At 60.1% G+C, this 25,034-nt stretch carries 19 protein-coding genes and 1 pseudogene; 15 read left to right on the top strand and 5 right to left on the bottom strand.

Annotated features, from left to right (window positions below; genetic code table 11):
• Positions 1 to 9: 9 nt before the first annotated feature.
• Positions 10 to 1,068, bottom strand: a complete 1,059-nt coding sequence (locus CKW32_RS10285; protein WP_032891457.1) for a phenylacetaldoxime dehydratase family protein — start codon at positions 1,066 to 1,068, stop codon at positions 10 to 12.
• Positions 1,069 to 1,636: 568 nt separating this feature from the next.
• Here CKW32_RS10285 and CKW32_RS10280 point away from each other — a divergent pair.
• Positions 1,637 to 2,572 carry a helix-turn-helix domain-containing protein gene (locus tag CKW32_RS10280; protein ID WP_095184818.1) on the top strand — a complete coding sequence of 312 codons (936 nt, stop codon included), beginning with the start codon at positions 1,637 to 1,639 and terminating at the stop codon, positions 2,570 to 2,572.
• Between the two features lie 40 nt (positions 2,573 to 2,612).
• Here CKW32_RS10280 and CKW32_RS10275 read toward each other — a convergent pair.
• Positions 2,613 to 2,987 (bottom strand): annotated as a pseudogene (locus tag CKW32_RS10275) (ATP-binding cassette domain-containing protein); the annotation flags it as partial.
• An 84-nt stretch (positions 2,988 to 3,071) separates the two neighbouring features.
• Between CKW32_RS10275 and CKW32_RS10270 the strand changes: the two are divergent.
• From CKW32_RS10270 to CKW32_RS10240, 7 genes are all read left to right on the top strand, one after another.
• The gene (locus CKW32_RS10270; protein WP_032891526.1) at positions 3,072 to 4,880 is read left to right on the top strand and encodes an ABC transporter ATP-binding protein; all 1,809 of its coding nucleotides are present in this window, start codon (positions 3,072 to 3,074) and stop codon (positions 4,878 to 4,880) included.
• A gap of 208 nt (positions 4,881 to 5,088) precedes the next feature.
• Positions 5,089 to 6,036: an AraC family transcriptional regulator gene (locus CKW32_RS10265; protein WP_095184817.1), complete on the top strand. Its 948-nt coding sequence runs from the start codon at positions 5,089 to 5,091 to the stop codon at positions 6,034 to 6,036.
• Positions 6,037 to 6,143: 107 nt separating this feature from the next.
• Complete coding sequence (locus CKW32_RS10260) at positions 6,144 to 7,520, top strand: Rieske 2Fe-2S domain-containing protein (RefSeq protein WP_095184816.1); 1,377 nt, start codon at positions 6,144 to 6,146, stop codon at positions 7,518 to 7,520.
• Complete coding sequence (gene benB, locus CKW32_RS10255; protein WP_095184815.1) at positions 7,517 to 8,005, top strand: benzoate 1,2-dioxygenase small subunit; 489 nt, start codon at positions 7,517 to 7,519, stop codon at positions 8,003 to 8,005. The genes CKW32_RS10260 and benB overlap by 4 nt, the downstream gene beginning before the upstream one ends.
• A gap of 10 nt (positions 8,006 to 8,015) precedes the next feature.
• Positions 8,016 to 9,038: a benzoate 1,2-dioxygenase electron transfer component BenC gene (benC, locus tag CKW32_RS10250; RefSeq protein ID WP_032891463.1), complete on the top strand. Its 1,023-nt coding sequence runs from the start codon at positions 8,016 to 8,018 to the stop codon at positions 9,036 to 9,038.
• A gap of 10 nt (positions 9,039 to 9,048) precedes the next feature.
• Positions 9,049 to 9,810: a 1,6-dihydroxycyclohexa-2,4-diene-1-carboxylate dehydrogenase gene (locus CKW32_RS10245; RefSeq protein WP_095184814.1), complete on the top strand. Its 762-nt coding sequence runs from the start codon at positions 9,049 to 9,051 to the stop codon at positions 9,808 to 9,810.
• Positions 9,811 to 9,864: 54 nt separating this feature from the next.
• Positions 9,865 to 11,199 (top strand): aromatic acid/H+ symport family MFS transporter, encoded by a 1,335-nt coding sequence (locus tag CKW32_RS10240; RefSeq protein WP_095184813.1) that lies wholly within the window; start codon positions 9,865 to 9,867, stop codon positions 11,197 to 11,199.
• Between the two features lie 138 nt (positions 11,200 to 11,337).
• Here the strand turns inward: CKW32_RS10240 and CKW32_RS10235 are convergent, their stop codons facing one another.
• Entirely contained in the window at positions 11,338 to 12,252 is a 915-nt protein-coding gene (locus CKW32_RS10235; protein WP_028616088.1) for a LysR substrate-binding domain-containing protein, read from the bottom strand.
• Positions 12,253 to 12,499: 247 nt separating this feature from the next.
• On the opposite strand from CKW32_RS10235, the gene CKW32_RS10230 reads away from it, so the two are divergent.
• The 4 genes from CKW32_RS10230 to pgm all read left to right on the top strand — a co-directional run bounded on the left by CKW32_RS10230 (position 12,500) and on the right by pgm (position 18,791).
• Positions 12,500 to 13,522, top strand: a complete 1,023-nt coding sequence (locus CKW32_RS10230; RefSeq protein WP_032891466.1) for a zinc-dependent alcohol dehydrogenase family protein — start codon at positions 12,500 to 12,502, stop codon at positions 13,520 to 13,522.
• A 707-nt stretch (positions 13,523 to 14,229) separates the two neighbouring features.
• Complete coding sequence (locus CKW32_RS10225; protein ID WP_095184812.1) at positions 14,230 to 15,648, top strand: hypothetical protein; 1,419 nt, start codon at positions 14,230 to 14,232, stop codon at positions 15,646 to 15,648.
• Positions 15,645 to 17,051, top strand: coding sequence for a PLP-dependent aminotransferase family protein (locus CKW32_RS10220; protein ID WP_095184811.1), 1,407 nt, complete (start codon positions 15,645 to 15,647; stop codon positions 17,049 to 17,051). Before CKW32_RS10225 ends, CKW32_RS10220 begins: the two co-directional genes overlap by 4 nt.
• Before the next feature lie 96 nt (positions 17,052 to 17,147).
• Positions 17,148 to 18,791 carry a phosphoglucomutase (alpha-D-glucose-1,6-bisphosphate-dependent) gene (gene pgm / locus CKW32_RS10215; protein WP_032891469.1) on the top strand — a complete coding sequence of 548 codons (1,644 nt, stop codon included), beginning with the start codon at positions 17,148 to 17,150 and terminating at the stop codon, positions 18,789 to 18,791.
• 63 nt (positions 18,792 to 18,854) lie between these two features.
• Here the strand turns inward: pgm and CKW32_RS10210 are convergent, their stop codons facing one another.
• The gene (locus CKW32_RS10210) at positions 18,855 to 19,550 is read right to left on the bottom strand and encodes a pirin family protein (RefSeq protein WP_095184810.1); all 696 of its coding nucleotides are present in this window, start codon (positions 19,548 to 19,550) and stop codon (positions 18,855 to 18,857) included.
• Positions 19,551 to 19,769: 219 nt separating this feature from the next.
• Here CKW32_RS10210 and CKW32_RS10205 point away from each other — a divergent pair, with 219 nt between their 5' ends.
• The gene (locus CKW32_RS10205; RefSeq protein ID WP_095184809.1) at positions 19,770 to 22,217 is read left to right on the top strand and encodes a UvrD-helicase domain-containing protein; all 2,448 of its coding nucleotides are present in this window, start codon (positions 19,770 to 19,772) and stop codon (positions 22,215 to 22,217) included.
• Positions 22,218 to 22,235: 18 nt separating this feature from the next.
• Here CKW32_RS10205 and CKW32_RS10200 read toward each other — a convergent pair whose 3' ends face one another.
• A complete protein-coding gene (locus CKW32_RS10200) occupies positions 22,236 to 22,508 on the bottom strand; it encodes a DUF1652 domain-containing protein (RefSeq protein ID WP_032891472.1) in 273 nt (90 codons plus the stop codon).
• Between the two features lie 256 nt (positions 22,509 to 22,764).
• Between CKW32_RS10200 and CKW32_RS10195 the strand changes: the two genes are divergently transcribed.
• Together CKW32_RS10195 and CKW32_RS10190 are read left to right on the top strand one after the other, a co-directional pair.
• The gene (locus CKW32_RS10195; RefSeq protein ID WP_095184808.1) at positions 22,765 to 23,574 is read left to right on the top strand and encodes an AraC family transcriptional regulator; all 810 of its coding nucleotides are present in this window, start codon (positions 22,765 to 22,767) and stop codon (positions 23,572 to 23,574) included.
• 49 nt (positions 23,575 to 23,623) lie between these two features.
• Positions 23,624 to 25,030 carry an FAD-binding oxidoreductase gene (locus tag CKW32_RS10190; protein ID WP_095184807.1) on the top strand — a complete coding sequence of 469 codons (1,407 nt, stop codon included), beginning with the start codon at positions 23,624 to 23,626 and terminating at the stop codon, positions 25,028 to 25,030.
• The last annotated feature ends 4 nt before the right edge of the window (positions 25,031 to 25,034 follow it).

The following is a 25,034-nucleotide window of genomic DNA, read 5'->3' as shown; positions in this document are numbered from 1 at the left end:
CGATGGCGCTCAGGTCGTTGGTGGCAGCGCGTCGCGCAACATACCGGTCTGCGAGTGACAGTTGATGTACTCGAATACCTGGCTCTTGGCGTCCGACACGGACACTTCGTGGTACAGCCTTAACTTCTTCAAACCTGCGGCCACGCGGAAAAACGTCACGAAAATACGCAGGTGAGTCGGGTGAGACTCAGCCCAGCGTTCGAGTTTCTCAACCGAGCGCCAGTGACCGATGTTGTAGCTCAGGTCGAGAAAGTTGCCGTCCAGGTCGATATTGCGCACGAACCTGTTGCTGTAGCAGCCCAACGCCTGGCCGTTGTCACGCAGGAAGTCCATGCCGTCCTGCAACGTCGGCAAGATTTCGTCGATGTAGAGTGAGCGCTCCTCTGCCTCGGCATCCGCCCAGTCCTGGCCGGAGCGAATCAGTGTGAGGTTGTCATGCCCCAGGACCAGGACCCGTCCGCCCTGGGTCGGGTCACCCGCGATCACCTGTAGCTCGCTCGTGGGATTCATCCAATCCGTCTGGGAGATCGGGAAACGGTCGCGCATTGAACCCCAGTAACCGTGCTCTTCGATCTCTCCGCTGGTCGTATCCATTACCGCGCCGACACCGGGCAGGTTCTCCTGGAACGCGTACAACGTCTCGAACTGCTCGGTGCGCGGCGCGGTGATTTCGCGGAAATAACCAAGGCTTTCACCGAGCCGATCCGCCGAACTCCACCAGTCATTCACTGGGGGTGAGCGCAACCAGCGACAGTGGGCGCCCGGGTCTTTCCAGTACCCGACCACAATCAAATTATCAAAGCCGCTGCTGTCGGTGTGGTGGGTCAAATCGTAAGTCTGCGGGCCATCTGGCAGGCTGAAACTGCTGACGATGTGACGCATTGCCTGCAATGCAGGCTCGCGCTGGGCATCGCCGCGATATTGCACGCCAAGATAGGCCATCACCACTTGTTCCAGTTGCTCGTCAGCGCGTGCGACCCACATAGGGAACGGCGGTTGATACTCGTCCGGTACACGGCGGGACAGGGTGCGCGGGCATTTGAGATGTGTGTCGATTGCAGATTCCATCTTGAGCTCCTCGTTATTTTCGTTCAGGCCTACGGTTGGGCGTCAGCGCGTCGGTGGCGGGTCGCGCTTGGCGATCTGCCGTCGCTGCAGCAGCTGCATAGCACTCCATTCAATCAACCAATAAGCCGACTCTTCAGGCGCAAGGTCGCGCCTCTGCAGAAGCCAGGAGGAATCAGCCAATCGTTTTGAGTCGTGTCGATGCATGGCGTGCCTCATCAGCGGATGAATGAGCTGCTGTGAGGTGGAAATTAGGCTGGGCGAGGAGGGGGCGCTTTGTTCGGCGAGACAACCATTTGGTTGGAAAAGACAAGGCTGAGGCTGACGTTCACCCGTGATCCGCGCTGGTGCGCGTGAGCCGACCGAGTGACGTGCGATGCCCTTAAATGGTGATGGCTGCACCGTGCGACAGCCTCCGAAGGCTGCCGAAAGTCGCGAGGGACATCACATGGCAGCGTACTCAAGCAGGCCTGCTACTGCGCTTGGCCTGTTAATTGCCTTTCATAGCTGAAAATTGGTCGCACGTTACAACGTCTCCAGCGCCTCTTGCATCGTTGTCGAGGTCAGTGTCATGAACCCAAACTCTCAGTATTCGACCCTTGCTGTTCCGGCACCACGTCGGTTTGATTATTGGAAAGAAGTGGTCTGTCGCCACTGCCTGGCCGCCGATAGCAAACCCTTGTCCCAGAGCAGCTTTGATGGCTCGCTCACCGTTAATACAGTCGGCGAATTGGACATCTGCTCGCTGTCTTCGCCGCTGCACTACTGGGAGCGTTCCGAGCAGCACCTGCGCAGCGGTCCGGCCGAAGATTTATGGTTGGGTTTCGCTCGAAATGGTCATGGGCAAATAGAACAAGGCTCAAGAAAAGCCAGCCTGGCAACTGGCAATTTGTTTCTTTATGACGCAACTCAGGCGTTTCGCTTCAGCCTGGGTGGTACCGAAAACCACTTGATCCGTATTCCCAGAGCGTTGCTCACCGAGCGCCTGCCGCGTATTGCCGAGTACACCGCGATGGTCCTCGACGACCGGCGTCCCGGCGTAGTTCCCTTACGCGAAATGCTGCATCAGGCCGCGAGCACGCCTGCGTCGCTGCAGGATGAGCGCATCTCGAATCGTTACTCAAGTACGTTGCTTGATCTGCTTGTGATCAGCCTGGAACTCCAGGACCTGAAAACAAGCCACCAGGAAATGGACCTCTACGGCCGCATCATGAAGTACATCCAACGACACTTGACCGAGCCGGACCTGTCGATTGAAGCCATCGCCAAAGCCCACAATGTGTCCACCCGCACCGTTACACGGGCCTTCGCACGCTACCAGAAAACCCCCGTTGCAGAGATTTGGAAAGAGCGCCTGATTGCCAGTCGAGAAGCGATTGAACGCGGCCAGGTACGCAGCGTGTCCGAGGCGGCGCTGGACTTCGGGTTTTCTGACTTTTCCCATTTCAGCCATGCGTTTCGCAAGGCATTTGGTGTGGCGCCGAATACGCTGTTACGCCGCAATTGAAATTGCCGGGGTAGCAAATCGTTGAGAAAAGGGGTGCTTACTCGGTGACGTCCTGTTGCTCGAACCACACCCACCCGCAGCTGGGGTTTTCCAGGCCGAGGGCGATGCGCAGCGCAGTGCTTTTGCCTGAGCCTGACTCGCCGACAATCGCCAGGGTCTGCCCGGGGTAGACCTGCAGGCTCAGGTCCTCCAGCGCCACAAAGGTCGCGTCTTCGCCCTGACCTTGGGCAGCGCGAACGTCTTGCCAACGTTTTGCAGTTGCAGGATCGGCGGCTGCGTCGGGTCCGGCCGGGCCAGTGGCTGGCGGCGCTTGGCGAACGCCGGCGCGGCGGCGATCAAGGCGCGGGTGGAGTCATGCTGCGGCGCGCCGAGAATCTGCCGTGGTTGCCCCTTGCTCCACCACTTGCCCCTGTCGCCTCGCCGTTGGATGTGCGCAACGTCATCGCCTGTCATAATCCGCCCATCTCACCCCAGCCCCCACACGGAGTCCATGCCATTCATGGTGCTGTTCAATCGATTGAGCGCGTTTTCCATCCAGGCGCGCAGGGCACTGAAGCTGGTGTGGGAGACGTCGCGTCCCTTATTCATAGGCCTGCTGCTGGCCACCATCGTTGCCGGTCTATTACCTGCGCTGGCTGCCTGGATCGGCCAGCGTATTGTCGATGGCGTGGTGCACGCGATGCAGATTCATGCAGCCGGCAGCCAGGCGCCCGTGTGGCCAGTGATGCAGTACGTGCTGGCCGAGGCGGGCGTGTTGGCGCTGCTGGCCGCCGCCCAGCGCGCGTTGTCAATGCAGCAATCGTTGCTGCGGGTGCAGTTGGGGGTGAAGGTCAACCTGATGATTCTGGAGAAAGCCCAGACCCTCTCACTCCTGCAATTTGAAGACGCCGAGTTCCACGACAAGCTGGTGCGCGTGCGTCAGGGCGCCTCGACACGGCCGCTGAGCCTGGTCACCAAGGGCCTGGGGCTCGTGCAGAACCTGATCGCGCTGATCAGCTTTGCCGTGCTGTTAGTGCACTTTTCGCCGTGGGCGCTGGTGATTCTGGTGGTCGGCGCCTTACCGGTGTTCTTCGCCGAGACGCATTTCTCGGGCAATGCATTTCGCCTGTTCCACCGGCGCGCGCCCGAGACCCGTCAGCAGAATTACTTGGAATCGCTGCTGTCCCACGAGACCCATGCCAAAGAGGTCAAGCTGTTCGGCCTGGCGCCGCTGTTCCTCAAGCGCTACCGCGACAACGCCCGGCGCTTGTACACCGAGGACCGCCAGTTGACGGTGCGTCGGGATGCCTGGGGCTTTGCCCTGGGACTGCTGGGCACCGCGGCGTTTTATGTGGCTTACGCCTGGGTGGTGCTGGACACCGTGCGCGGCCAGACCACCCTGGGACAGATGACCATGTACATCGTGCTGTTCAAGCAGGGGCAAAGCGCAATCACCGCCAGCCTCAGCGCGATTGCCGGCCTGTATGACGACAGTCTGTTTCTGTCGGACCTTTATGAGTACCTGCTAACCCCTGTGGTCGTGCCGAGTGGCCGCCTTACCCAGGGCGCGCGTCCCGGCGACGGTCTGCGCTGCGAGCACGTGGGGTTCAGTTACCCCGGCGCTGAGCGGCAGGCATTGACTGACATCAACCTGCATTTGGCGCCTGGGCAAAGCCTGGCCCTGGTGGGCGAGAATGGCTCGGGCAAAACCAGCCTGATCAAACTGCTCACGCGCCTGTATACCCCGCACGAGGGGCGCATTCTGCTGGATGGCAGCGACTTGCAAGACTGGGATGAACAGACACTGCGCCAGCGCATTGGGGTGATTTTCCAGGATTACATCCGCTACCAGATGACCGTCGGCGAGAACCTTGGAGTGGGTGACGTCGATGCGCTGAATGATGAGGCGCGCTGGCGCACGGCCGCCACCCAGGGGGTGGCCGCCGAATTCATCGAGCGCCTGAGCAGGGCCTACGGCACACAGTTAGGGCGCTGGCTTGGTGGCCAGGAGTTGTCGGGTGGGCAATGGCAGAAAGTCGCCTTGTCACGCGCGTATATGCGCCAGGAGGCAGATCTGCTGATTCTTGACGAGCCGACGGCTGCGCTGGACGCCGGCGCAGAGGCAGCGGTGTTCGAGCACTTTCGCGAGCACGCCAAGGGCCGCATGACGTTGTTGATTTCCCATCGATTCTCCAGCGTGCGCAATGCCGATCACATCATCGTGCTGGACGGCGGGCGAATCCTGGAGGAGGGCAGCCATCAACAGCTGATGGTAGCGGGTGGGCGCTATGCCGAGTTGTTCGATGTTCAGGCGCGGGGGTATCGCTAGGTCCCCGTCCAATCCGGCCAAGCGTATTGTTTCAAAGTTTTAGGCCAACATTCTCACCTCAAGCCCTGTGCGCCCCGACGCAGCGCTGAAAGCCTGGCGCAGAACGCCCGACAATACCTCCAGGGTATCCCTTCAGACTTTATCCATATTGGACGCCCCCCTACCCAGGCGTCAGCCTGAGCCCAATAACTATAAAAGAGCCGCAACCATGACCGTGCTATTGAGTGAGCGCAGCCAGATTTTCCAGGGCGCCGATGCCTACGCGGTGTCGGACTACGTCAACCAGCACGTGGGCAGCCACTGCATTCGCCTGCCTCCCAAGGGCCGGCCCCGGGCGAGTATCAGCCATCGCACCTTCGCCAGCCTGGACCTGTGCCGCATCAGCTACGGCGCACCCGTGCGGGTCACATCGGTGGCGCTGGAGACCATCTATCACCTGCAGATCCTGTTGAGCGGGCATTGCCGCTCCAGCTCCCGTGGCGAGAATGACGTGTTCGGGCCGGGGGAAATCCTGCTGATCAACCCGGACGACCCGGTAGACCTGACCTATTCCGCCGACTGCGAGAAATTCATCATCAAACTGCCGGTGCGCCTGCTGGAAAACGCCTGCCTGGAGCAGCACTGGAGCCTGCCGCAGGTGGGTATCCGCTTCGCGACGGCCCGCCACGCGCTCAGTGAAATGGGCGGCTTCCTGCCGTTGCTCGGGCTGATCTGTCATGAGGCGGAAAACGCTGCCGAGCCCCACATGCAGGGCCTGTACGAACGCATCTTGGCCAACAAGCTGCTGGCATTGCTGGGCAGCAACGTGTTGCGGGTGATCCCCCAGGCTGCCCACGGCGGTGGGTTTGAAGCGGTGCGCGAATTTATCCAGCAGCACCTGGGCGATGACATCAGCGTCGAGCAGTTGATGGCCGTGGCCAACGTCAGCGAACGTTCGCTGTACAGCCTGTTTGCGCGCCAGGTGGGGCTGTCACCGCGCGACTATGTACGCCGCTGCAAGCTCGAACGGGTGCACGCACGCTTGCAACTGAGCAGCACGCGCAGCGTGACCGAGGTGGCTTTGGACCATGGCTTCATGCACCTGGGGCGGTTTTCCGAGGCCTATCGCAAACGCTTCGGCGAACTGCCGTCGCAGACCTGGAAACGCCATCGTTAAGCGACATGCGCCTGGCGGATAGCGATGTGCAGGCAGCGGATATTGACGCGCAGGGCGAACACGTACGGTGAGGGTGCCTGATACAAGAACAACGGAGGGCCCGCCCCATGATCAGTACACTCGACCGACTCGCCTGCCAATTGCGCGAGTCCGTACAGGAAGACCCCGCCACTGGGGTGTTCCGCTGCCGCCGCGACATCTTTACCGATCCCGACCTGTTTGCCCTGGAGATGAAACACATCTTCGAAGGCGGCTGGATCTACCTGGCCCATGAAAGCCAGGTGCCGGAGATCAACGATTACTTCACCACCTGGATCGGCCGCCAGCCGGTGGTCATCACCCGTGACAAACACGGCGCGCTGCATGGTCTGGTCAACGCCTGCGCGCATCGCGGCGCCATGCTGTGCCGGCGCAAACAAGGCAATAAGGGCTCATTCACTTGCCCCTTCCATGGCTGGACGTTCAGCAACGCCGGCAAGCTGCTCAAGGTAAAGGACGCGAAGACCGGCGCCTACCCGGACAGTTTCGACTGCGACGGCTCCCATGACCTCAAGCGCCTGGCGCGCTTTGCAAACTACCGCGGTTTCCTGTTCGGCAGCCTCAGCGATGCGGTGCCGGAACTCAGCGATTACCTGGGCGAAACCCGCGTCATCATCGATCAGATGGTCGACCAGGCTCCTTTGGGCCTGGAGGTGCTGCGCGGCAGCTCATCCTATGTCTATGACGGCAACTGGAAGCTGCAAATCGAAAATGGCGCCGACGGTTACCACGTCAGCTCCGTGCACTGGAACTACTCGGCGACCATGGGCCGGCGCAATTACGAAGCCGAAGGCACGCGCACCGTCGACGCCAATGGCTGGTCGAAAAGCCTGGGCGGCGTCTACGCCTTCGACCACGGGCATATCCTGCTGTGGACGCGCCTGCTCAACCCCGAAGTTCGCCCGGTGCACGCTCACCGCGAGGCCTTGGCCGAACGCCTGGGCCAGGCGCGCGCCGACTTTATCGTCGACCAGACCCGCAACCTCTGCCTCTACCCCAATGTGTACCTGATGGACCAGTTCTCGACCCAGATCCGCGTGGTGCGCCCCCTCGCCGTGGATAAAACCGAAGTGACAATCTATTGCATGGCGCCCATCGGCGAAAACGCCCAGGAGCGCGCCACGCGGATTCGCCAGTACGAAGACTTCTTCAACGTCAGCGGCATGGGCACCCCGGATGACCTCGAGGAATTCCGCGCCTGCCAGACCGGTTACCAGGGCGCGAGCACCCTGTGGAATGACTTGAGCCGTGGCGCCAGGCAGTGGGTCGAAGGCGCGGACGAAAATGCCTTGGCCATGGGCATGCAACCGCAGCTCAGCGGGGTCAAGACCGAGGACGAGGGCTTGTTTGTGCGCCAGCATGCGCACTGGGCCCAAAGCCTGCAGCGTGCGATCGAGCGCGAACAGCAAGGGCTGATTGCCAGCGACCGCGAGGTGCAGCCATGAGCCTTGCCCGTGACCACCTGCTGGATTTTCTCTACCGTGAAGCGCGCCTGCTCGACGACCGACAATGGGATGACTGGCTGGCCTGCTATTCGCCCAAGGCCGAGTTCTGGATGCCCGCCTGGGACGATCACGACACCCTCACCGAAGACCCGCAGCGCGAAATCTCGCTGATCTACTACCCCAACCGTGACGGCCTGGAAGACCGTATCTTCCGCATCAAGACCGAGCGCTCCAGCGCCAGCACGCCCGAGCCGCGCACCGTGCACATGCTGTGCAACCTCGAAGTGCTGGCCGACGACGGCGTGCAGGTGGACCTGCGTTTCAACTGGCACACCCTCAGCCACCGCTACAAAACCACCGACAGTTATTTCGGTACCTCCTTCTATCGCCTCGACATCCGTGCCGAGCAGCCGCTGATCACGCGCAAGAAGGTAGTGCTGAAAAACGACTACATCCACCAGGTCATCGACATCTACCACATCTGAGGACACCGCCATGACGTATGCCATTGCCCTGAACTTCGAGGATGGGGTGACCCGCTTCATCGACTGCAAGGTGGGGGAAAAGGTGCTCGATGCCGCCTTCCGCCAACGCATCAACCTGCCCATGGACTGCTCGGACGGTGTATGCGGCACCTGCAAATGCCGCTGTGAAACCGGCGCCTACGACTTGGGCGACGACTATATCGACGACGCCCTGAGCGCCGACGAAGCGCAGGCGCGCCAGGTACTGACCTGCCAGATGGTGCCGCAGTCCGACTGCGTGATCGCTGTGCCGGTGCCGTCCAGCGCGTGCAAGACCGGCACTACGCACTTTACCGCGACGCTGGCCGGCATCACCCGACATGCCGATGCCGCGCTGGAGGCGAGTTTCGAGCTGGACCAGGCGCCGGTATTCCTGCCCGGCCAGTACGTGAATATCAGCGTGCCCGACAGTGGGCAGACACGCGCTTACTCCTTCAGCAGTCGCCCGGGCGACACGCGCGCCAGCTTCCTGATCAAGCACGTGCCCGGCGGGTTGATGAGCAGCTGGCTCGAGCGCGCCCAGCCGGGCGACAGCGTGGCGATCACCGGCCCGCTGGGGAGTTTCTACCTGCGTGAGGTGGTGCGGCCGCTGCTGTTACTGGCCGGTGGTACCGGCCTGGCGCCGTTCCTGTCGATGCTTGAAGTGCTCGCGCAGCGCCAGGAAACCCGCCCGATCCGGTTGATCTACGGCGTAACGCGGGATCAGGACCTGGTGATGGTCGAAGCGTTGCAAGCTTTTACCGCGCGTTTGCCTGACTTCAACCTGGTGACCTGCGTGGCTGATCCGCACACCACTCACCCGCGCCAGGGCTATGTGACTCAGCACATGGCTGACGAAGCCCTCAATGGCGGCGATGTCGACGTGTACCTGTGCGGCCCGCCGCCGATGGTCGATGCGGTGCGCGAGCACTTCAAGCAGCAGGGCGTGACCCCGGCCAGCTTCCATTACGAGAAATTCACCCCTAACGCCGTCGCCACGTGCGATGCCGCCTGAGGACTGCCCCATGACTCAACGGTTTAACAACAAGGTCGCGCTGGTCACCGGCGCTGCCCAAGGGATCGGTCGGCGTGTCGCCGAGCGCTTGCTGGAGGAGGGCGCCTGGCTGGTCGCGGTGGATCGCTCCGAGCTTGTGCATGAATTGCAGCATGAGCGAGCGCTGCTGCTGACCGCCGACCTGGAACAATACAGCGAGTGCGCGCGGGTGATGGCCGCCGCCACGGCCCGTTTCGGGCGCATCGACGTGCTGGTCAATAACGTCGGCGGGACCATCTGGGCCAAGCCTTTCGAGCATTACGCCGAGGCCGAAATCGAGGCCGAAGTGCGCCGCTCGCTGTTCCCTACGTTGTGGTGCTGCCATTGCGTGCTGCCCTACATGCTGGAGCAGGGCGAAGGCGCCATCGTCAACGTGTCTTCCGTGGCTACGCGTGGGGTCAATCGCGTGCCGTACGGCGCGGCCAAGGGCGGCGTGAATGCCTTGACGGCCTGCCTGGCCCTGGAGACTGCCGGCAGCGGGATTCGGGTCAACGCCACCGCGCCCGGCGGGACCGAGGCACCGCCACGGCGCATCCCGCGCAACAGCCAGCCGCAGAGCGAGCAGGAGCGCGTGTGGTACCAGCAGATCGTCGACCAGACCCTCGACAGCAGCCCGATGAAACGCTACGGCAGCATCGACGAACAAGCTGGCGCGATTCTGTTCCTGGCCTGCGACGAGGCTTCCTACATCACCGGCGTGACCTTGCCGGTGGGCGGCGGCGACCTCGGCTAAGGCTTTTTCCATCTGCTGACACTGACTCACAACAACAATAAAGAGAGCACTGCCATGCGTAGCCATGATGTCCATTCGATTATCGATAATGCCCCATTCAACCGCTTCCACTGGTTGATCGTGAGCCTGTGTGCCTTGCTGTTGATCTTTGACGGCTATGACTTGTTTATCTACGGCGTGGTCCTGCCGTCAATCATGCGCGAGTGGGGGCTGACGCCGTTGCAGGCTGGCGCCCTGGGCAGCTATGCGCTGTTCGGCATGATGTTCGGTGCGCTGATTTTCGGCACCCTGGCGGACCGTTTCGGGCGCAAGAAAGGCATCGTGTTCTGTTTCACCCTGTTCAGTCTCGCCACCGTGACCAATGGCTTTGCCAGCAGCCCAACCGAGTTCGGTATCTGCCGTTTTATCGCCGGGCTCGGCTGCGGCGGGTTGATGCCCAACGCGGCGGCGCTGATCAACGAATACGCGCCGAAGAAATTCCGCAGCACCCTGATGGCCTTCATGTTCAGCGGCTATTCCCTGGGCGGCATGCTCTCCGCCAGCGTTGGGATTTTCATGCTGCCGGCCTATGGTTGGCAGTCGATGTTTTTTGTGGCGGTGATTCCGCTGCTGCTGTTGCCACTGATTGTTTACTGGCTGCCTGAATCCATCGGCTTCCTGATCCGCCAGGGCCAACAAGACAGGGCTCGCGCGCTGCTTAATCGGTTGTCGCCAGGCACCAGGATCGAGGTCGAAGATGCGCTGGTGATCGCCGACAGCAAAGGTAAAGGCGCCACGGTGGTGGAGCTGTTCCGCCATGGCCTGGCGGTGCGTACGGCGATGATCTGGGTCGCGTTTTTCTGTTGCCTGCTGATGGTCTATGCATTGAGTTCGTGGCTGCCCAAGCTGATGGCCGGCGCCGGTTACAGCCTGGGGTCGAGCCTGTCGTTCCTGATCGCGCTGAACCTGGGCGGCATGGCCGGGGCGCTGCTGGGCGGCCGTTTGGGCGACCGCTTGAACCTGGTGAAAGTTGTGATCTGCTTCTTCGCCGCCGCCATGGTCTCGATCAGCCTGCTGGGCATCAACAGCCCGATGCCGGTCCTGTACCTGCTGATCTTCGTAGCGGGTGCTACCACCATTGGTACGCAGATCCTGCTGTACGCGGGGGCTGCGCAGCTCTACGGCTTGTCGATTCGCGCCACAGGCCTGGGCTGGGCGTCCGGCATCGGTCGAAATGGCGCGATTGTCGGCCCGCTGTTAGGCGGCGCGCTGATGGCGATCGAACTGCCTCTGCAACTGAATTTCATGGCCTTCGCCATCCCCGGCGCGATTGCGGCGCTGGCAATGACGGTATTTGCCCTGAATGAGCGGCGCACCCGTATTGCCATGCCCGACGCAGTGGCGCTGTGACTGCCAAATGCTCATGGGCAATGGTCCAGTGCGCAGCGCGAACTCGGTGGAGTGTGGTGTCGTACTTTGGCCACATGCACTGAAAGGACGTGAGCATGGAGGTGGGGTTGATCGGCCGGACAGCCTGTCAGGCGAACCCTAAAGACTGTCAGGGTCGCCAAAAAACATCTGAATCCGCGACCGCAACCACCGCTCCCCCGGATCATTGTCCTGCGACCCACGCCACGCCATGTGCAGTTCAAACGAGCGCACCGGCAACGGTGGGTCTTCGGCGCGCAAGCCGCCGGCGGATGTCAGCGCTTCAGCCGCATAATCCGGTACGGTCGCGAGGATATCGGTGCCCGCCAGCAGGGTGCCCAGACCGTTGAACTGCGGCACGGCAAGCACCACATGGCGCTTGCGGTCGAGCTTTTCCAGTTCTTCATCGATAAACCCGCTCAAGTCACCGGCAAACGATACCAAGGCATGGGGGCGGGCGCAGAAGTCGTCCAGGCTCAGGGAGCCGGGCACGCTGTCGGCGCGCAGTAGTTTGGGCAGGCTGCGGCGCAACACTTTGCGTTTGGCGTTGGCCGGCAGGTCGGCGGTGTAGCTGACGCCGATGGAGATTTCGCCAGAGGCCAGCAGGCCCGGCATCAGGATGTAGTTGACGCGACGCACCACCAGCACGATGCCTGGCGCTTCAGCTCGCAGGCGTTTGAGCAGTTGAGGCAGTAGGGCGAATTCGACATCGTCGGACAGGCCGATGCGGAACACGGCGGTGCTGGTTGCCGGGTCGAACTCGGCGGCGCGGCTGACGGCGGTTGAGATTGAGTCGAGGGCCGGCGAGAGCAGGGCGAAGATTTCCACCGCTCGGGCCGATGGCTCCATGCTGCGCCCGGTGCGTACAAACAGCGGGTCGTCAAACAGACCACGCAGCCGCGACAATGCCGCGCTGATGGCTGGCTGGCCGAGAAAGAGTTTCTCGGCGGCACGGGTCACACTGCGCTCATGCATCAAGGTTTCGAATACGATCAAGAGGTTAAGGTCGACACGACGCAGGTCGTTACGGTTCATCTTGTGTCCTGGAAGAGTCAGCTAGCTTGACGTGAGCGGCCACATGGAAACGATGACCAGCATTAATCTTACGGGGAAAGGCTGGTACTCTGCACAGGATAATTGAGTTTTCCTACGATAGTTGGGGTCTATTCCTCAGGCGTGGAATCGATGACAGGCATGTCGACTATTAATGGCGACCTGTGGTCTTACCCGCAAAGCCCAGATAAAGTTCATGGCATTAGAGGTTACTTTGACGAGGTTTGCGATGTCCCGCACGATCCGTTTTCACAAGTTTGGTCCGGCCGAGGTGCTCAAATGCGAAGAGCATGCAGCCGCGCAGCCTGCACCGGGCGAAGTGCAGGTGCGTGTCGAGGCGATTGGCATCAGTTGGTATGACATTTTGTGGCGCCAGAACCTGGCGTCTTCCCACGCCCGTCTTCCATCTGGCCTTGGCCACGAGATGGCTGGGGTGGTCGTCGCCCTTGGCGAGGGCGTGGACGACTTGGTTGTGGGCGATAAGGTGGCCAGTTTTCCGGCCGAGAGCCCCAATGATTACCCGGTGTATGGCGAACAAATCGTCATGCCCCGTTCAGCCCTGACTCGCTACCCGGACGTGCTGAGCCCTATTGAAGCGAGCGTGCATTACACGCCGCTGTTGATTGCTTACTTTGCTTATATGGATCTGGCTCGGGTCAAACCGGGGCAATTTGCCCTGGTCACCGATGCGAGCCATTGCGCCGGCCCTTCCTTTGTCCAGCTGGGTAAGGCCCTGGGTGTGCGGGTAATTGCCGCAACCAAGGACAGCGCTGAGCGTGAGTACCTGCTGTCCCTCGGGGCCGAGAAGGTGATCGTCACCGAAGAGCAGGACCTGCTGATGCAAATCAACAAGTTCACCGACAACCGTGGCGTTGACGTGGTGTTCGATGGCTTGGGTGGCCCGCAGATGTCATTGCTCGGCGATGTGCTGGCGCCCCGTGGCAGTTTGGTGCTGTATGGCTTGCAGGGCGGCAACCAGACGCCATTCCCCGCGTGTGCGGCGTTCCAGAAGAACATTCAGTTCTTCGTGCACTGCATCGGTAATTTCACCGGTAAACCGGAGCTGGGCATCATTCAGGACCAGGTGGCATTGCAACGTGCGTTGCGTGATATCAACCAACTCACCGCCGACCGCGTGCTGCTTCCACTGAAAACCACGGTGTTTCCGTTCAACCAGTTCGTGGAAGCGCACCGTTATATGGACGAATGCCCGTGCCGCGAGCGAGTTGCTTTGCAGGTTGCGGCTGTTTGAGCTGTAGGAGTATTCGTAAATGAGTGTTCCGGTGCCTGAGTGAATGGGGCAAATACGCCATTTGACAGGGCTTAACCCGCTCGCCCCAGAAGGTGCCGATTCGGCACTTTAGCCCCCAAATCCTGCTCTTCCTCCCTGACGCCGCGCTGAATCCCAGTGCGGCGTTGTTGTTTGTGCGTCCCTTACGCGACATCCCGCGCTCATCTGAACTGGTTTTAGGCGGGCTTCTGTATCTATTAATCATTATTCCAGCCTTGATAATTGCGTCTTCACTTTCATCTCAAGGATTGAGCAATGATTGAATCTATGAAAACTCTGCAGATACTTATTCGAACTATGAGTGTGGCGCGCACACGGGCTCGTGACGGAAGGAGCCTTCATAAGTCGTACCTGCCCTGCAAAAGGGAAAGTTGTTTGAGTCTATTTGTCGGACGCCTCTTTAAAAGGCTGATTAAAAATGTGTAGGAACTTGTCGGAAGAGTCCTAAGTCTAGTTAGTTTTTCTGGATTTCCCTTTAAATTCATTTGGTTATGGGTTTTTAAGGGTGAGGGATAAACCCCTGGCGATCCCTGTCGTTTTGTTGCGCGGTGCTAGTGTTTAATCATCGGCGCACAATGCGGTGCGCGATTTTCCTACACGCAAAATAGGTCGAGCAAACACTGTCAGCAGTTGCTTGAAACTGATATTTCAACTCAGGTAGTAGAACTATGAGCACTATTCACGAACAGGCTATGAATCATGTCTACCAGCAAGTTCTGCAACGTTTGATTGGGCACTTTACTCGCGCAGGCCGTACCGCCCTGCAGTTATTGGTGCAGCGAATCGTTGTCGCAGCAGGGGGCATGGAGCAGGTTGGGGATTTCAAAGTGCTGGTGGCCCATGGTGGCGGTGAAGTCAGCAGTTACTCCCTGGCATTGCTGCGCGCCGCCCAGTTGACCATTGCCGGTCGGGCACCCCGTACCTTTCACCTCAGGGTCGCGACGTTACGGCACGCAGGCATGACCGAGGGCCAACTCGATACCCTCAATCGCGGCTACGGCCGGCTGTTTCTCCACGACGACCCGCGCGTGGAGTTATTGATGGTGGAAAATCGGGAAGTGCAGCCCTTCAACCATCTGCGCCCCGCGTCAGCGATCGGGCGGGAGGTCAGCCAGCGCAATATGTTGATGGTGGGCCACGTGAGTGCCGGGGACTGTCGCGCTACGTTGTGCAACGACACCTACTTGGCGGTCGGTGATTTTTACCAGCGCGTCACCACTTACAACGGAGGCGTCCATGCGCTGGTCAGCGGTGATTCACCCCGTAAGCAGAGTCAGTTTTTAGCCTGGTTCAAGCAAACTGCTCAACGTGCGGGTATCGCTGTTCCCAAGAGCAGCTCGCTGTCGCTCAACGCGCTGTTTGCGCGCATGGACGAGTGCAGCACCGGTTACTACCGTGATGTATTCGGTGAGGAATACACCGCCAACGATAATCCCAGCAAGGCCGGGCACCGTCACTTGGCCTACATCGGCATCGCCGATCTGCTGGAAGATGTCGATATGGCGTCGGCCCCCTTGTTGACTGAGTTCATGGCTTACGTTCCAGACCCGCTGGGCTTTCACTTCAGCCATCCGGCCTATTCCAATCCGTTGCTGATGGCTCATCTGCGCGGGCTGCAGGCCGAGTTTCTGCATGAACTGGATTATGAAGACGGTGTCGACGGTTTTATCCAGCAGGCCGATGCCTACATGCGTCGCCTGCGTATGCCTGAAGACGTGCTGGCTCAGGCTGGGACCCCTGAAGGGCGGATGCTGTCGAGCACCTACGCCCAGCAATTTTTTGGCCTGGATGAAACTCAGCTGATCTGCATGCTGTTCTCTCCCTTTCTTGATCACGGCCAGCGCTTGGAGGGTTACTTGCGCCAATGCCATCCGGGCATGCTGGTGGCACTGCCCGAATTGCACAAAGTCCTGCAAGGCAAGCCCTGCGCCGAGATGCTGCAGCAGTGGGTAATGGACACCAGCGGCTTGCCCTTGCCCTTGTTGCAGCATCTGTACCGCAAACGGCAGGTGGTCAGTGCGAAAGACGTACGCCAAGACGGTGCCGTCCAAATTGCGGCTCAGGCCGTGCCATTGTTCGGTCGATGACGCTGCGTGGCGAGCGTCAGGCGGATTTCGCGTATCAGGCGGTCTATCGCTACATGATCAGTCTGATCAACGAAGTCAGCACCGACACCCGGGTAAAACTGCCGTCCCTGCGGCAGTTGGCCGGGCGCCTGAATGTGTCGATTTCGACGATTCAGTATGCCTATGCGCTGCTGGAGAAGGAGGGCAGGGTCTATTCGGTGGCCAAGTCCGGTTATTACGCCTGGCCAATGTCCGCAAACCCGATGCCGTGGGCGGGAGGGGATTTGCTCGACCGCTTGTACGCTGCCGCTCGGCGCCCTGGTATGGCGGTCTTCAGTGGTGACGAGCCGGCCTTGCTGGGGGCGCTGGATGAAACGCTGCTGCGACTGGAGCGGGAGTTGGTGCGCCAGTATCCGCCGCAGTTGCAGCCATGGTCCCAGCCATGTGGTGTGTGGGAGTTACGTGCGGCGCTGGCGGCACGTTATACCTCTTCAGCTACGCGCTGCTGGCATGCCGACGATGTGTATATCGGTGCCGACCTTCGCGGTGTGCTGGATATTCTGATCGAAGTGCTGGGCCTGCGGGGCACTACCGTCATCGTGGAGTCACCCTGTGATTGGGTGATCCTGCGGTTGTTGCAGGGTGCTGGGGTGCGCATTATCGAGTTGCCCTGGACGAAGGAGGGCGGTATTGACCGGAACACGTTGGCCAGACTGCTACGCGATGAGTCGGTGCAGTTGGTGTTGCTCTCGTCTTCGGTAAGCCTGCCGTCAGGGGTGGCTATGTCCATTGACGAGCGTCTTTACGTTGCACAACTGCTGGAACAACACGGTTGCTGGTTGCTGGAAAACGACACCTTCGGTGAGCTGGGTTTCGAAGCGCCGCACACGGCATTGCGCGAATTAGTGAACCCTGAGCGGCTGATTGTATTTTCTTCGTTCGAGAAGGTGCTTGGTTCTGAAGCTCCTTATGGGTATCTGCTGTCCCGACGCATTAGCAACGAGCTACAGCGTCAATTCTTGTTGCGCTCATTCCGCTTATCGTCGATCCGTCAGCGAGCGATTGCCCGCCTGTACCAAAGCGGGCGACTGGACCAGCACCTGCGCGTACTGCGCCAGCAGCTGAGCGAGCAGGCCGTGCAAATGAGTCAGCGCCTGGAGCAGCACTTGGGCGACCAGGTGACCTATCGAATGCCTGCCGCCGGTGCCGCCTTTTGGCTGGCCTCCAGCCGTGCGGTGGACATGCGTCAGGCATTCCAGCGGTTGCTGGGACGGCAGGTAGTGATCTCGCCCGGCGAGTTGTTCAGTGTCAGCGGGCTGCATCAACAAAACCTGCGCTTGAGTCACACCTTTCACGGGCAGCCTAATCTGGATATTGCACTGGTAGCGTTGAGTGACGCACTGCGGCAGGCGCAGACTGGGTGAAATTTCTCTTACGGTTGTAGGATCGATACCGTCGCGCCGTAGTCGAACTCTCAGTAAACTGCCATTTTTCCAGATCCTTCTATCCGAGGTTTATGCATGACAATCAGTCCTTTTGCGGGCAAACCGGCGCCGGCCCAGTTGCTGGTGGATATCCCGCGACTGGTTACGGCCTATTACACCGGCCAGCCTGATGCAGCGATCTCCACCCAACGTGTGGCCTTCGGTACTTCGGGGCACCGTGGTAGCTCCTTCGAGCTGAGCTTTAACGAATGGCACGTACTCGCCATCAGCCAGGCCATCTGCCTGTACCGCGAAGCCCAAGGCATCAACGGTCCACTGTTTGTCGGGCTAGACACCCATGCGCTGTCGACGCCTGCCGGCGCGAGCGCTTTGGAAGTCCTGGCGGCCAACGGCGTCCATGTAATGCTGGCGGAGGGTGATGAATACACGCCGACCCCGGCGATTTCCCACGCCATCATCTGCTACAACCGTGGCCGTACCAGCGGGCTGGCGGACGGCATCGTCATTACGCCGTCCCACAACCCGCCGCAAAGTGGTGGTTACAAGTACAACCCGCCCAATGGTGGCCCGGCTGATACCCACGTCACCAAGTGGATCGAAGCCAAAGCCAACGAGTTGCTGGCCAATAAGCTGGCCGGGGTCAAACGCATCACCCACGCCCAGGCACTCAAGGCTGACACCACCCATCGTCACGACTACCTCAACAGCTACGTGGCCGACTTGGTCAATGTGATCGACATGGACGCTATCCGCAGCGCTGATCTGCGCCTGGGCGTGGATCCATTGGGCGGAGCAGGAGTGCGCTATTGGTCGGCGATTGCCGAGCACTACCGCCTGAACCTGGACGTGGTGAACACTGAAGTCGATTCCACCTTCCGCTTCATGAGCGTCGACTGGGACGGCCAGATCCGCATGGATCCGTCCTCCAGCTACGCCATGCAGGGCTTGATCGGGCTAAAGGAGCGTTTCGACGTCGCTTTCGCCTGCGACCCGGACCACGACCGCCACGGTATTGTTACCCCGTCCGGCGGCCTGTTGGCGCCGAATAACTACCTGGCCGTGTCCATCGATTATCTGTTCCAGAACCGTCCCGACTGGCGCGCGGATGCAGCCGTGGGCAAGACCGTGGTCAGCAGCGGCCTGATTGATCGTGTGGCCGCGCGCATTGGTCGTCGGCTGTATGAAGTTCCGGTAGGCTTCAAGTGGTTTGCCGATGGCTTGTTCGAAGGGTCGCTGGGTTTTGGCGGCGAAGAAAGCGCCGGTGCGTCGTTCCTGCGCAAAGACGGTACGGTGTGGAGCACCGACAAAGACGGTCTGATCCCAGCGCTACTGGCTGCGGAAATGACCTCGCGCAAAGGCCAGGACCCGAGCCAGATCTACCGTGGCTTGACTGACGCCCTTGGCGAGCCGTTCGCCATTCGCGTCGACGCCAAGGCCACCCCGGCGCAGAAGGCCTTGCTGGGCAAGCTGTCCCCACAGCAGGTGACCTCCACCGAACTGGCTGGGGAAAGCATCCAGCAGATCCTCAGCCACGCGCCGGGCAACGATCAAGCCATTGGCGGTCTGAAAGTAATGACCGAAAACGGCTGGTTCGCCGCACGGCCATCGGGTACCGAAGACATCTACAAGATCTACGCAGAGAGCTTTATCGGCGAAGATCACCTCAAACAGCTGGTAGAAGAGGCCCAGGTACTGGTAGACGGCGCCATTTCCCAGTAACACCGAAAAACCATGTGGGAGGGGACATTCCACCTCCCACATTTATCGGGATGAAGACTCAGCTCAGGCCAGATCGACCAGTACGATCTCGCTGTCTTCAATCGCCGTGACCCGCAACACCCGCTCATCTTCAATCGCAACACCGTCCCGCGCTTGCGCACGCAAGCCATTGACTTCAATCACTCCCGTGGCTGGCACCAGATAGGCACGGCGGCCACTGTCCAAGCGATACTCTGCCGTTTCCCCAGCTTTCAGGTTGGCTGCCACCAAGCGTGCATCAGCCCGAATGCGCAGGCTTTCGCTGTCACCGGCTTTGCCACTGGCCAGGGTGACAAACCCTTCGCGGTCACCTTTCGGAAATGGCTTTGCGCCCCAGGAGGGCGGCAAACCGGCCTCGTTCGGGATGATCCAGATTTGAAAAATCTTTGTCGGCGTCGCTTCCAGGTTGTATTCGCTATGGGCGATCCCAGTGCCTGCGCTCATAACCTGCACGTCGCCGGCTTCAGTCCGGCCCTTATTGCCCAGGTTGTCGGCGTGACTGATGGCGCCTTCGCGCACATAGGTGATGATTTCCATGTCACGGTGCGGATGCTGTGGAAAGCCCGTACCTGGCGCGATAATGTCGTCGTTCCACACGCGAAGGTTGCCCCAGTGCATGCGCTTGGGGTCGTGGTACTCGGCGAACGAGAAGTGGTGATGGGCATCAAGCCAGCCATGGTGGGCGCCGCCCAGCGAGTTGAAAGGTCGAAGTTCAAGCATGATCGTCTCCTGTTGATGGCGCTTATGATCCCGTAGGCCATGATCGATAAAAAGCGTAAAAAATGCCTGATTCCTATCAGGTAAAGCGATTGATTAGCGGTGTTTTGACTTTCACTTCATTGGCTAACTGCATGACAGCAAAGCAATTGCCTGGAACTGAGCGCCGATTCCGGCGACCATGGCGCACTTGTCACAAACCAGCTCACCGCAGGAGTCCGCGTGCCGCAACAAAAGCCTGATCTGCCCCCCGAACTGCTCCCATTGGCGCAAATGCCTCTGTTGAAACGCCTGGCTGCACGCCTGTTTGGCCATGGCTTGACCCGTTTGCGCGCACAGCACCGGTTTTCCTGGTTGCACGGTCAGGCCGATGGTTTTCGCAGCGGTCACGAAGCGGGTGTGGAGTATGGCTATCGTGAGGGCAAGGCCGATGGTATCGAGGAAGGTCGACAAGTCCTGTTGATACGCGACTTTCGTCCCGAAGAGCATCGTGCGCCCGGTGTCGATGACAGTTTGTTCGATGATTGGCGATTGCCCTTGACGGCGGACGTGAAGAAACGCATCAAGGCCGACGTGGCTCGCTTGCTGCCGGCCCATGCCCAGCCCAGTGCGGCGCAATGGAAGATGATCTTCAGTGATACGCCGTCCACCTCAGTGATCGCCGGGGCCGGTGCAGGTAAGTCCACCTCGCTGGTCCTGCGCATATTGTTGCTTACCCATTACCTGGGCTTTGAATTGAGTTCGATGACCGTGGTGACCTTCACCCGCGAGTCGCGCAAGGATTTCATCAACAAGCTTATGGACATTCTCAGCTTGTGGGGTCGACCGCTTGGCATGAAAGAAGCCCAGGCGGTGGTGCGCACCTTTCACTCGCGCATCCTGCCGATGGTCCGCAGCCTGCCGGGTTTTGAGCGCCTGCAAGCATTTGAGAACCTGAGCTCAGGTTTCGAGGATGCCGACAGTAATCCGTTCGACCTGCGCATCAACGACGCCCAGCGCCAACAAATGAATGCCTGCTATCACCGACTTTACGGGCTGCACCCGCGCTTTCAAGCGTTGATCGCGCCCCTGGCTCGGCATGGCTTGCAGCTCAAGGAGCTGGAACGTGACCACCCGGATGTGCAAAAGCGCGTGGCGGTGACCGAACTGGCAGCTAAACGAGATGAAGAACTGTGCGATGCAATCGAAGATCTATGGTTTCGCGCAGGTGCCTGGCCGATCAAAGGCATTGAGCCTAGTCGCCAGACCATTGAGATCAATGGCGCGCAGTTCCATTGCCATGGCTATATCCCTGAGCTGGACGCGTGGGTAGTACTGGGTTTCGATTCGCGGGAAAACGCCCAGCTCAGTCGGCCCAACGCCAAGCTGTCACTGCGTGCGGAGTGGGCAGTGAAGCGAACCTTGTTTCAAGCTTTCTGTCGTAAGCCTCTAATTTGGTTGGATAATTATGAATCATCCAAGCGCCTTTTAAGCAGCTTGGCTGGGGATGCGTCCTCCGGCCCCGGGTTTGATTACAAGGTTAAAGGTGAACTGGCTGGTGCCCCGTTGCTCGACAGTTTTGTCATGGCGGCCGGCTTTATCGAAAACCTTGGGTTGGACGTTCCGACCGCCGTGGGTCAGATGACTTTCGCCAAGGACGATCCGGACCGCTTCTTCTTCGAGGCGCTGAGCATTTTCTGGAAGGCCCTGGAAGACCATCTGCTTGACCAGTCACCGCCGATCATGACCTACAACCGCATGTTCTCGCTGTTCGGTGAAAACACTCCCGAAAACCTCAAGCTGCTTAGCGACCCGCTGTTACGGCCGCTGTCGCATCTGATGATCGATGAGTTCCAGGACGTGTCGCCGCAGATTGTCTCGTGGATCCGCGCCAGCCTGCGAGAAATCCGTAGCCGTGGCCCCGCGATGCACGTGGGCCGTGGCGCCCAGCATTCTTCGCTGTTGTGTGTGGGCGATGACTGGCAATCGATCTATGGCTGGCGGGGCAGTTCACCCAAGTATTTCATGGAGTTCAATCAGGAATTCCCGTCGCCGAGCACCACGCGGGTGATGCTGGGCGAGAATTACCGCAGCCACCAACACATTATCGATGCGGCCGAGCACATCGTGCGCACCGCGCCGGCGATTCCCGGCAAGAAGGCCAAAGCCAGCGGCGCGCCCAAGGCGTTGCAGCCGGTCAAGGTGCTGGAGCGTGACGACGCGGCGCTGGGCCGTCAGTTGCTGGAGCATTATCAGAAGGGCGAGTCGGTATTAATTCTGTATCGAAAAAGTAGCGATAAGTTACTGATTCAAGAGCATATTCAGTCTGTAGTTAATGTGGATTCTAGCTTACCGATTCAAGCACGCAGGCTGAAACAGTTGACCTATCACAGTGCCAAAGGCTTACAGGCGGACGCCGTGTTCCTGCTTGGGGATTGCCAACACCTCACCCGTTCCCCCTACAAAAACCAGGTCTATCGCATGGCCGGTCTGGGCAAGTCTGGCGACAGCGAACCCTATGACACGGCACAAAAAGACGAAGCGCTGCGCCTGGCTTACGTCGGCATTACCCGGGCGGTCAGCCATTGCTATTGGTATGTGGAGAAGCCCGAAGGCCAGGCCGTGAATATGCCGAAGGCCTCGGAGCATGTAGATGGAAAGAAAGCGTTTTTTGACGATCATCGCGGCTGATGGCTGATGGCTGATCGCTCAGGCCCGCAGTGACAGCGGTGGCACAAACGACGCCAGTTCATCCTCCACCGCCTCGATAATCCGCTCTACGTCAGCGGCATTCATGACCGTGGCACAAGGGATGCCGGCGATGGCAATCAGGGTTTCGCCGCTGACGCGGTCAAACAGGCGGGCGATCATGCTGCCGGGCGCGTCCATGCTGCCCTCGAAGCCCATTGGATGAAAATGCCAGCGCATCAGCTGGCAGGCGTTGGGGAACGTCACTTTATTCATGTTGCCCACCTTGTTCATTGAGCGCTTCCTTTAGCTCGCGGCAGGGGGCCATGACCGTCACTGGTCTTGGCGTTGTAGAGCTTAAAAATAGCATTCGCTCTTAACCGGAGGTGACTTTTTTCATCCCGTTCGGCGGTTGTTTTCCTAACGGTTGATGTGGGTCATGTCCTGCTCAGAAATGGGCAAGTGGCCATTAGTCCGAAGTTGCACCTGGCCATTGAACGCACCACCGAATTTCGGCAATCTCCACGGTTTTCCCGCTGCAGAGCTCACCATGCCTGACATCGCTCCCGACGATGATTGCCTGCATACCCAAGCCACGGGCGACCTGGTATTACGCCATCACCTGTGCTGGCGCCATCGCGATCTGGACGGGGTGATGTCCTACTACCACCCGGACATCCAGTACCACGACTTTTTCCAGAACCGCGTAGTCGGTTACGCCGAACTGCGCGATTACCTGCAAGCCAGCATGCCACGCGAAGCTGACGAAGCGATTGAACACACCGACCGCATCCGCGCTGACGGCGATACCGCCTTTATCCAGTACCGCATCACCCTGCGTGGTGGCCATGGGCTGGTGTCATTCCGTACCAGCGAGGCCATCACCGTGCGCGATGGGTTGATCTGGCGCGTCAATGAATACGCGTCACTGGTGCACGAACAACCGTCCCAGGCCCAACGCCCCAGCGTCAGCCGCCTGGGCCTGTCGCCCCAGCAATTGGGGCATATGGCCAATGACCTGCAGCAGTATTTCGAGCACAAGCAGCCTTATCTGGACCCGGAACTGGACCTGCAGCGAGTCGCCAAGGAGTGCGGTTACAGCCGCAATCAGATTTCCTACCTGCTCAACCAAGTGTTGGGTCAAAGCTTCTATCGCTACGTCAACCAGGCGCGCCTGCAGCATTTGCTCGCCGCGCTGGATAACGCGCGCCCGCCGATCAAGGTAGACGACCTGGCCTTTGCCGCCGGTTTCAATTCGTTGTCGGCGTTCTACAGTGCCTTCCGCCAGCACACCGGCCAGTCGCCCAAGGCCTACGTCAAACAAATTTCCCTGCGTGCACGCGCGCAAGACAACGAATAACCGCCGGCCCTAGGATCAGCCCCATCGAAACGTGGTTGGGGAGCTTGGCATGCCGGCATGGCGCAACATCAGTTTATGGATGGACCAACTGGACGACCCGCTGGTGGCGCGGCCGACCCTGGAACACGACTTGGACGTCGATGTGGCGATTATCGGCGCTGGCTACACCGGGCTTTGGACCGCCTACTACCTCAAACGCCAGGCGCCCGAGCTGAAAATTGCGATTATCGAGGCTCAAACTGCCGGCTTCGGTGCATCGGGCCGCAACGGCGGCTGGCTGATGGGCAACCTGCTGGGCGAAGATCGCCTGCTGGCCGGCCTGGCACCTGAACAACGCCGGGCCTCATTCGACCTGCTGCACAGCATTCCGGATGAAGTCGCCCAGGTATTGGCCCGCGAAGGCATCGACTGCGACTACCGCAAGGGCGGCGCGCTGTACTGCGCGGCCCGTTACCCCGAGCAGGAGGGCAGCCTGCGTGCCTACCTGGACAAGCTCTACGCCCAAGGCCTCACCGAAGCGGATTATCGCTGGCTGAGCCCACAGCAGTTGGCCGAACAGATCCGCATTGCCAAACCCTATGGCGGTATCTATGCACCTCACGTCGCCACGATCCACCCGGCCAAGCTAGTGCGCGGCCTGGCGCGGGCAGTGGAGCGCATGGGCGTTACGATTTACGAAAAAAGTCCGGTCACCCAGTGGCAGTCCGGCAGCCTGTGCACTGATAAGGCCAGTGTCCGCGCCGCTTGGGTAGTGCCCGCCGTCGAGGGTTACGCGAACACTTTGCCGCCGTTGGGCCGCTACCAGTTGCCGGTGCAAAGCCTGATCGTCGCCACCGAGCCGCTGCCCGCCAGCACCTGGGACGAGATTGGCCTGCGCCACGGCCAGGCATTTGGCGAAAGTAGCCGTCAGGTCACTTATGGTCAGCGCACGGCGGACAACCGCCTGGTGTTCGGGGCCCGCGGCGGTTACCAGTTCGCCGGCAAACTTCGCCACAACTTCGATTTGACCGATAGCGAAGTGGAGCTACGTCGCTATCTGTTCGGCGAACTCTTCCCACAGCTCAAGAACGTGCGGATTACCCATTCGTGGGGCGGCAACCTTGGTATGTCGCGCAATTTTCGACCGCACATGCTCTGTGATCACACCACCGGCATCGCGCTGTCCGGCGGTTATGGCGGGGAGGGCGTTGGAGCCACCAACCTGGGTGGCCGCACTCTGGCGGATTTGATCCTCCGTCGCGACACGCCACTGACCTATCAACCTTGGGTGATCCGCGAGCGCGGCCTTGATGCGCTCAAGGCCTGGGAACCGGAACCCTGCCGTTGGCTGGGTTACAACGCGATCATTCGCAGTTTTGTCCATGAAGACCAAGTCCTGGCGAACCCCAACACCGCCCCTTGGCGCCGCAAGCTGGCGACCGGCTTGGCCGGATTCATGGAAGGGTTCATGCACTGAGTCG

Origin of the sequence: Pseudomonas sp. Irchel 3H9, from assembly GCF_900187495.1 — a bacterium.
GTDB classification, from domain to species: Bacteria; Pseudomonadota; Gammaproteobacteria; order Pseudomonadales; family Pseudomonadaceae; genus Aquipseudomonas; species Aquipseudomonas sivasensis.
The sequence above is the reverse complement of the archived record's forward strand: the minus strand, read 5'-3'. Positions and strand labels throughout refer to the sequence as shown.

Coding starts and splice junctions, on each gene's coding strand:
- CKW32_RS10195 (WP_095184808.1), top strand. CDS start 22,765: ATGCCTGACATCGCTCCCGACGATGATTGCCTGCATACCCAAGCCACG.
- CKW32_RS10190 (WP_095184807.1), top strand. CDS start 23,624: ATGCCGGCATGGCGCAACATCAGTTTATGGATGGACCAACTGGACGAC.
- CKW32_RS10270 (WP_032891526.1), top strand. CDS start 3,072: ATGGTGCTGTTCAATCGATTGAGCGCGTTTTCCATCCAGGCGCGCAGG.
- CKW32_RS10225 (WP_095184812.1), top strand. CDS start 14,230: ATGAGCACTATTCACGAACAGGCTATGAATCATGTCTACCAGCAAGTT.
- CKW32_RS10285 (WP_032891457.1), bottom strand. CDS start 1,068: ATGGAATCTGCAATCGACACACATCTCAAATGCCCGCGCACCCTGTCC.
- pgm (WP_032891469.1), top strand. CDS start 17,148: ATGACAATCAGTCCTTTTGCGGGCAAACCGGCGCCGGCCCAGTTGCTG.
- CKW32_RS10220 (WP_095184811.1), top strand. CDS start 15,645: ATGACGCTGCGTGGCGAGCGTCAGGCGGATTTCGCGTATCAGGCGGTC.
- CKW32_RS10230 (WP_032891466.1), top strand. CDS start 12,500: ATGTCCCGCACGATCCGTTTTCACAAGTTTGGTCCGGCCGAGGTGCTC.
- CKW32_RS10280 (WP_095184818.1), top strand. CDS start 1,637: ATGAACCCAAACTCTCAGTATTCGACCCTTGCTGTTCCGGCACCACGT.
- CKW32_RS10210 (WP_095184810.1), bottom strand. CDS start 19,550: ATGCTTGAACTTCGACCTTTCAACTCGCTGGGCGGCGCCCACCATGGC.
- CKW32_RS10265 (WP_095184817.1), top strand. CDS start 5,089: ATGACCGTGCTATTGAGTGAGCGCAGCCAGATTTTCCAGGGCGCCGAT.
- CKW32_RS10260 (WP_095184816.1), top strand. CDS start 6,144: ATGATCAGTACACTCGACCGACTCGCCTGCCAATTGCGCGAGTCCGTA.
- benC (WP_032891463.1), top strand. CDS start 8,016: ATGACGTATGCCATTGCCCTGAACTTCGAGGATGGGGTGACCCGCTTC.
- CKW32_RS10200 (WP_032891472.1), bottom strand. CDS start 22,508: ATGAACAAGGTGGGCAACATGAATAAAGTGACGTTCCCCAACGCCTGC.
- CKW32_RS10235 (WP_028616088.1), bottom strand. CDS start 12,252: ATGAACCGTAACGACCTGCGTCGTGTCGACCTTAACCTCTTGATCGTA.
- CKW32_RS10245 (WP_095184814.1), top strand. CDS start 9,049: ATGACTCAACGGTTTAACAACAAGGTCGCGCTGGTCACCGGCGCTGCC.
- benB (WP_095184815.1), top strand. CDS start 7,517: ATGAGCCTTGCCCGTGACCACCTGCTGGATTTTCTCTACCGTGAAGCG.
- CKW32_RS10240 (WP_095184813.1), top strand. CDS start 9,865: ATGCGTAGCCATGATGTCCATTCGATTATCGATAATGCCCCATTCAAC.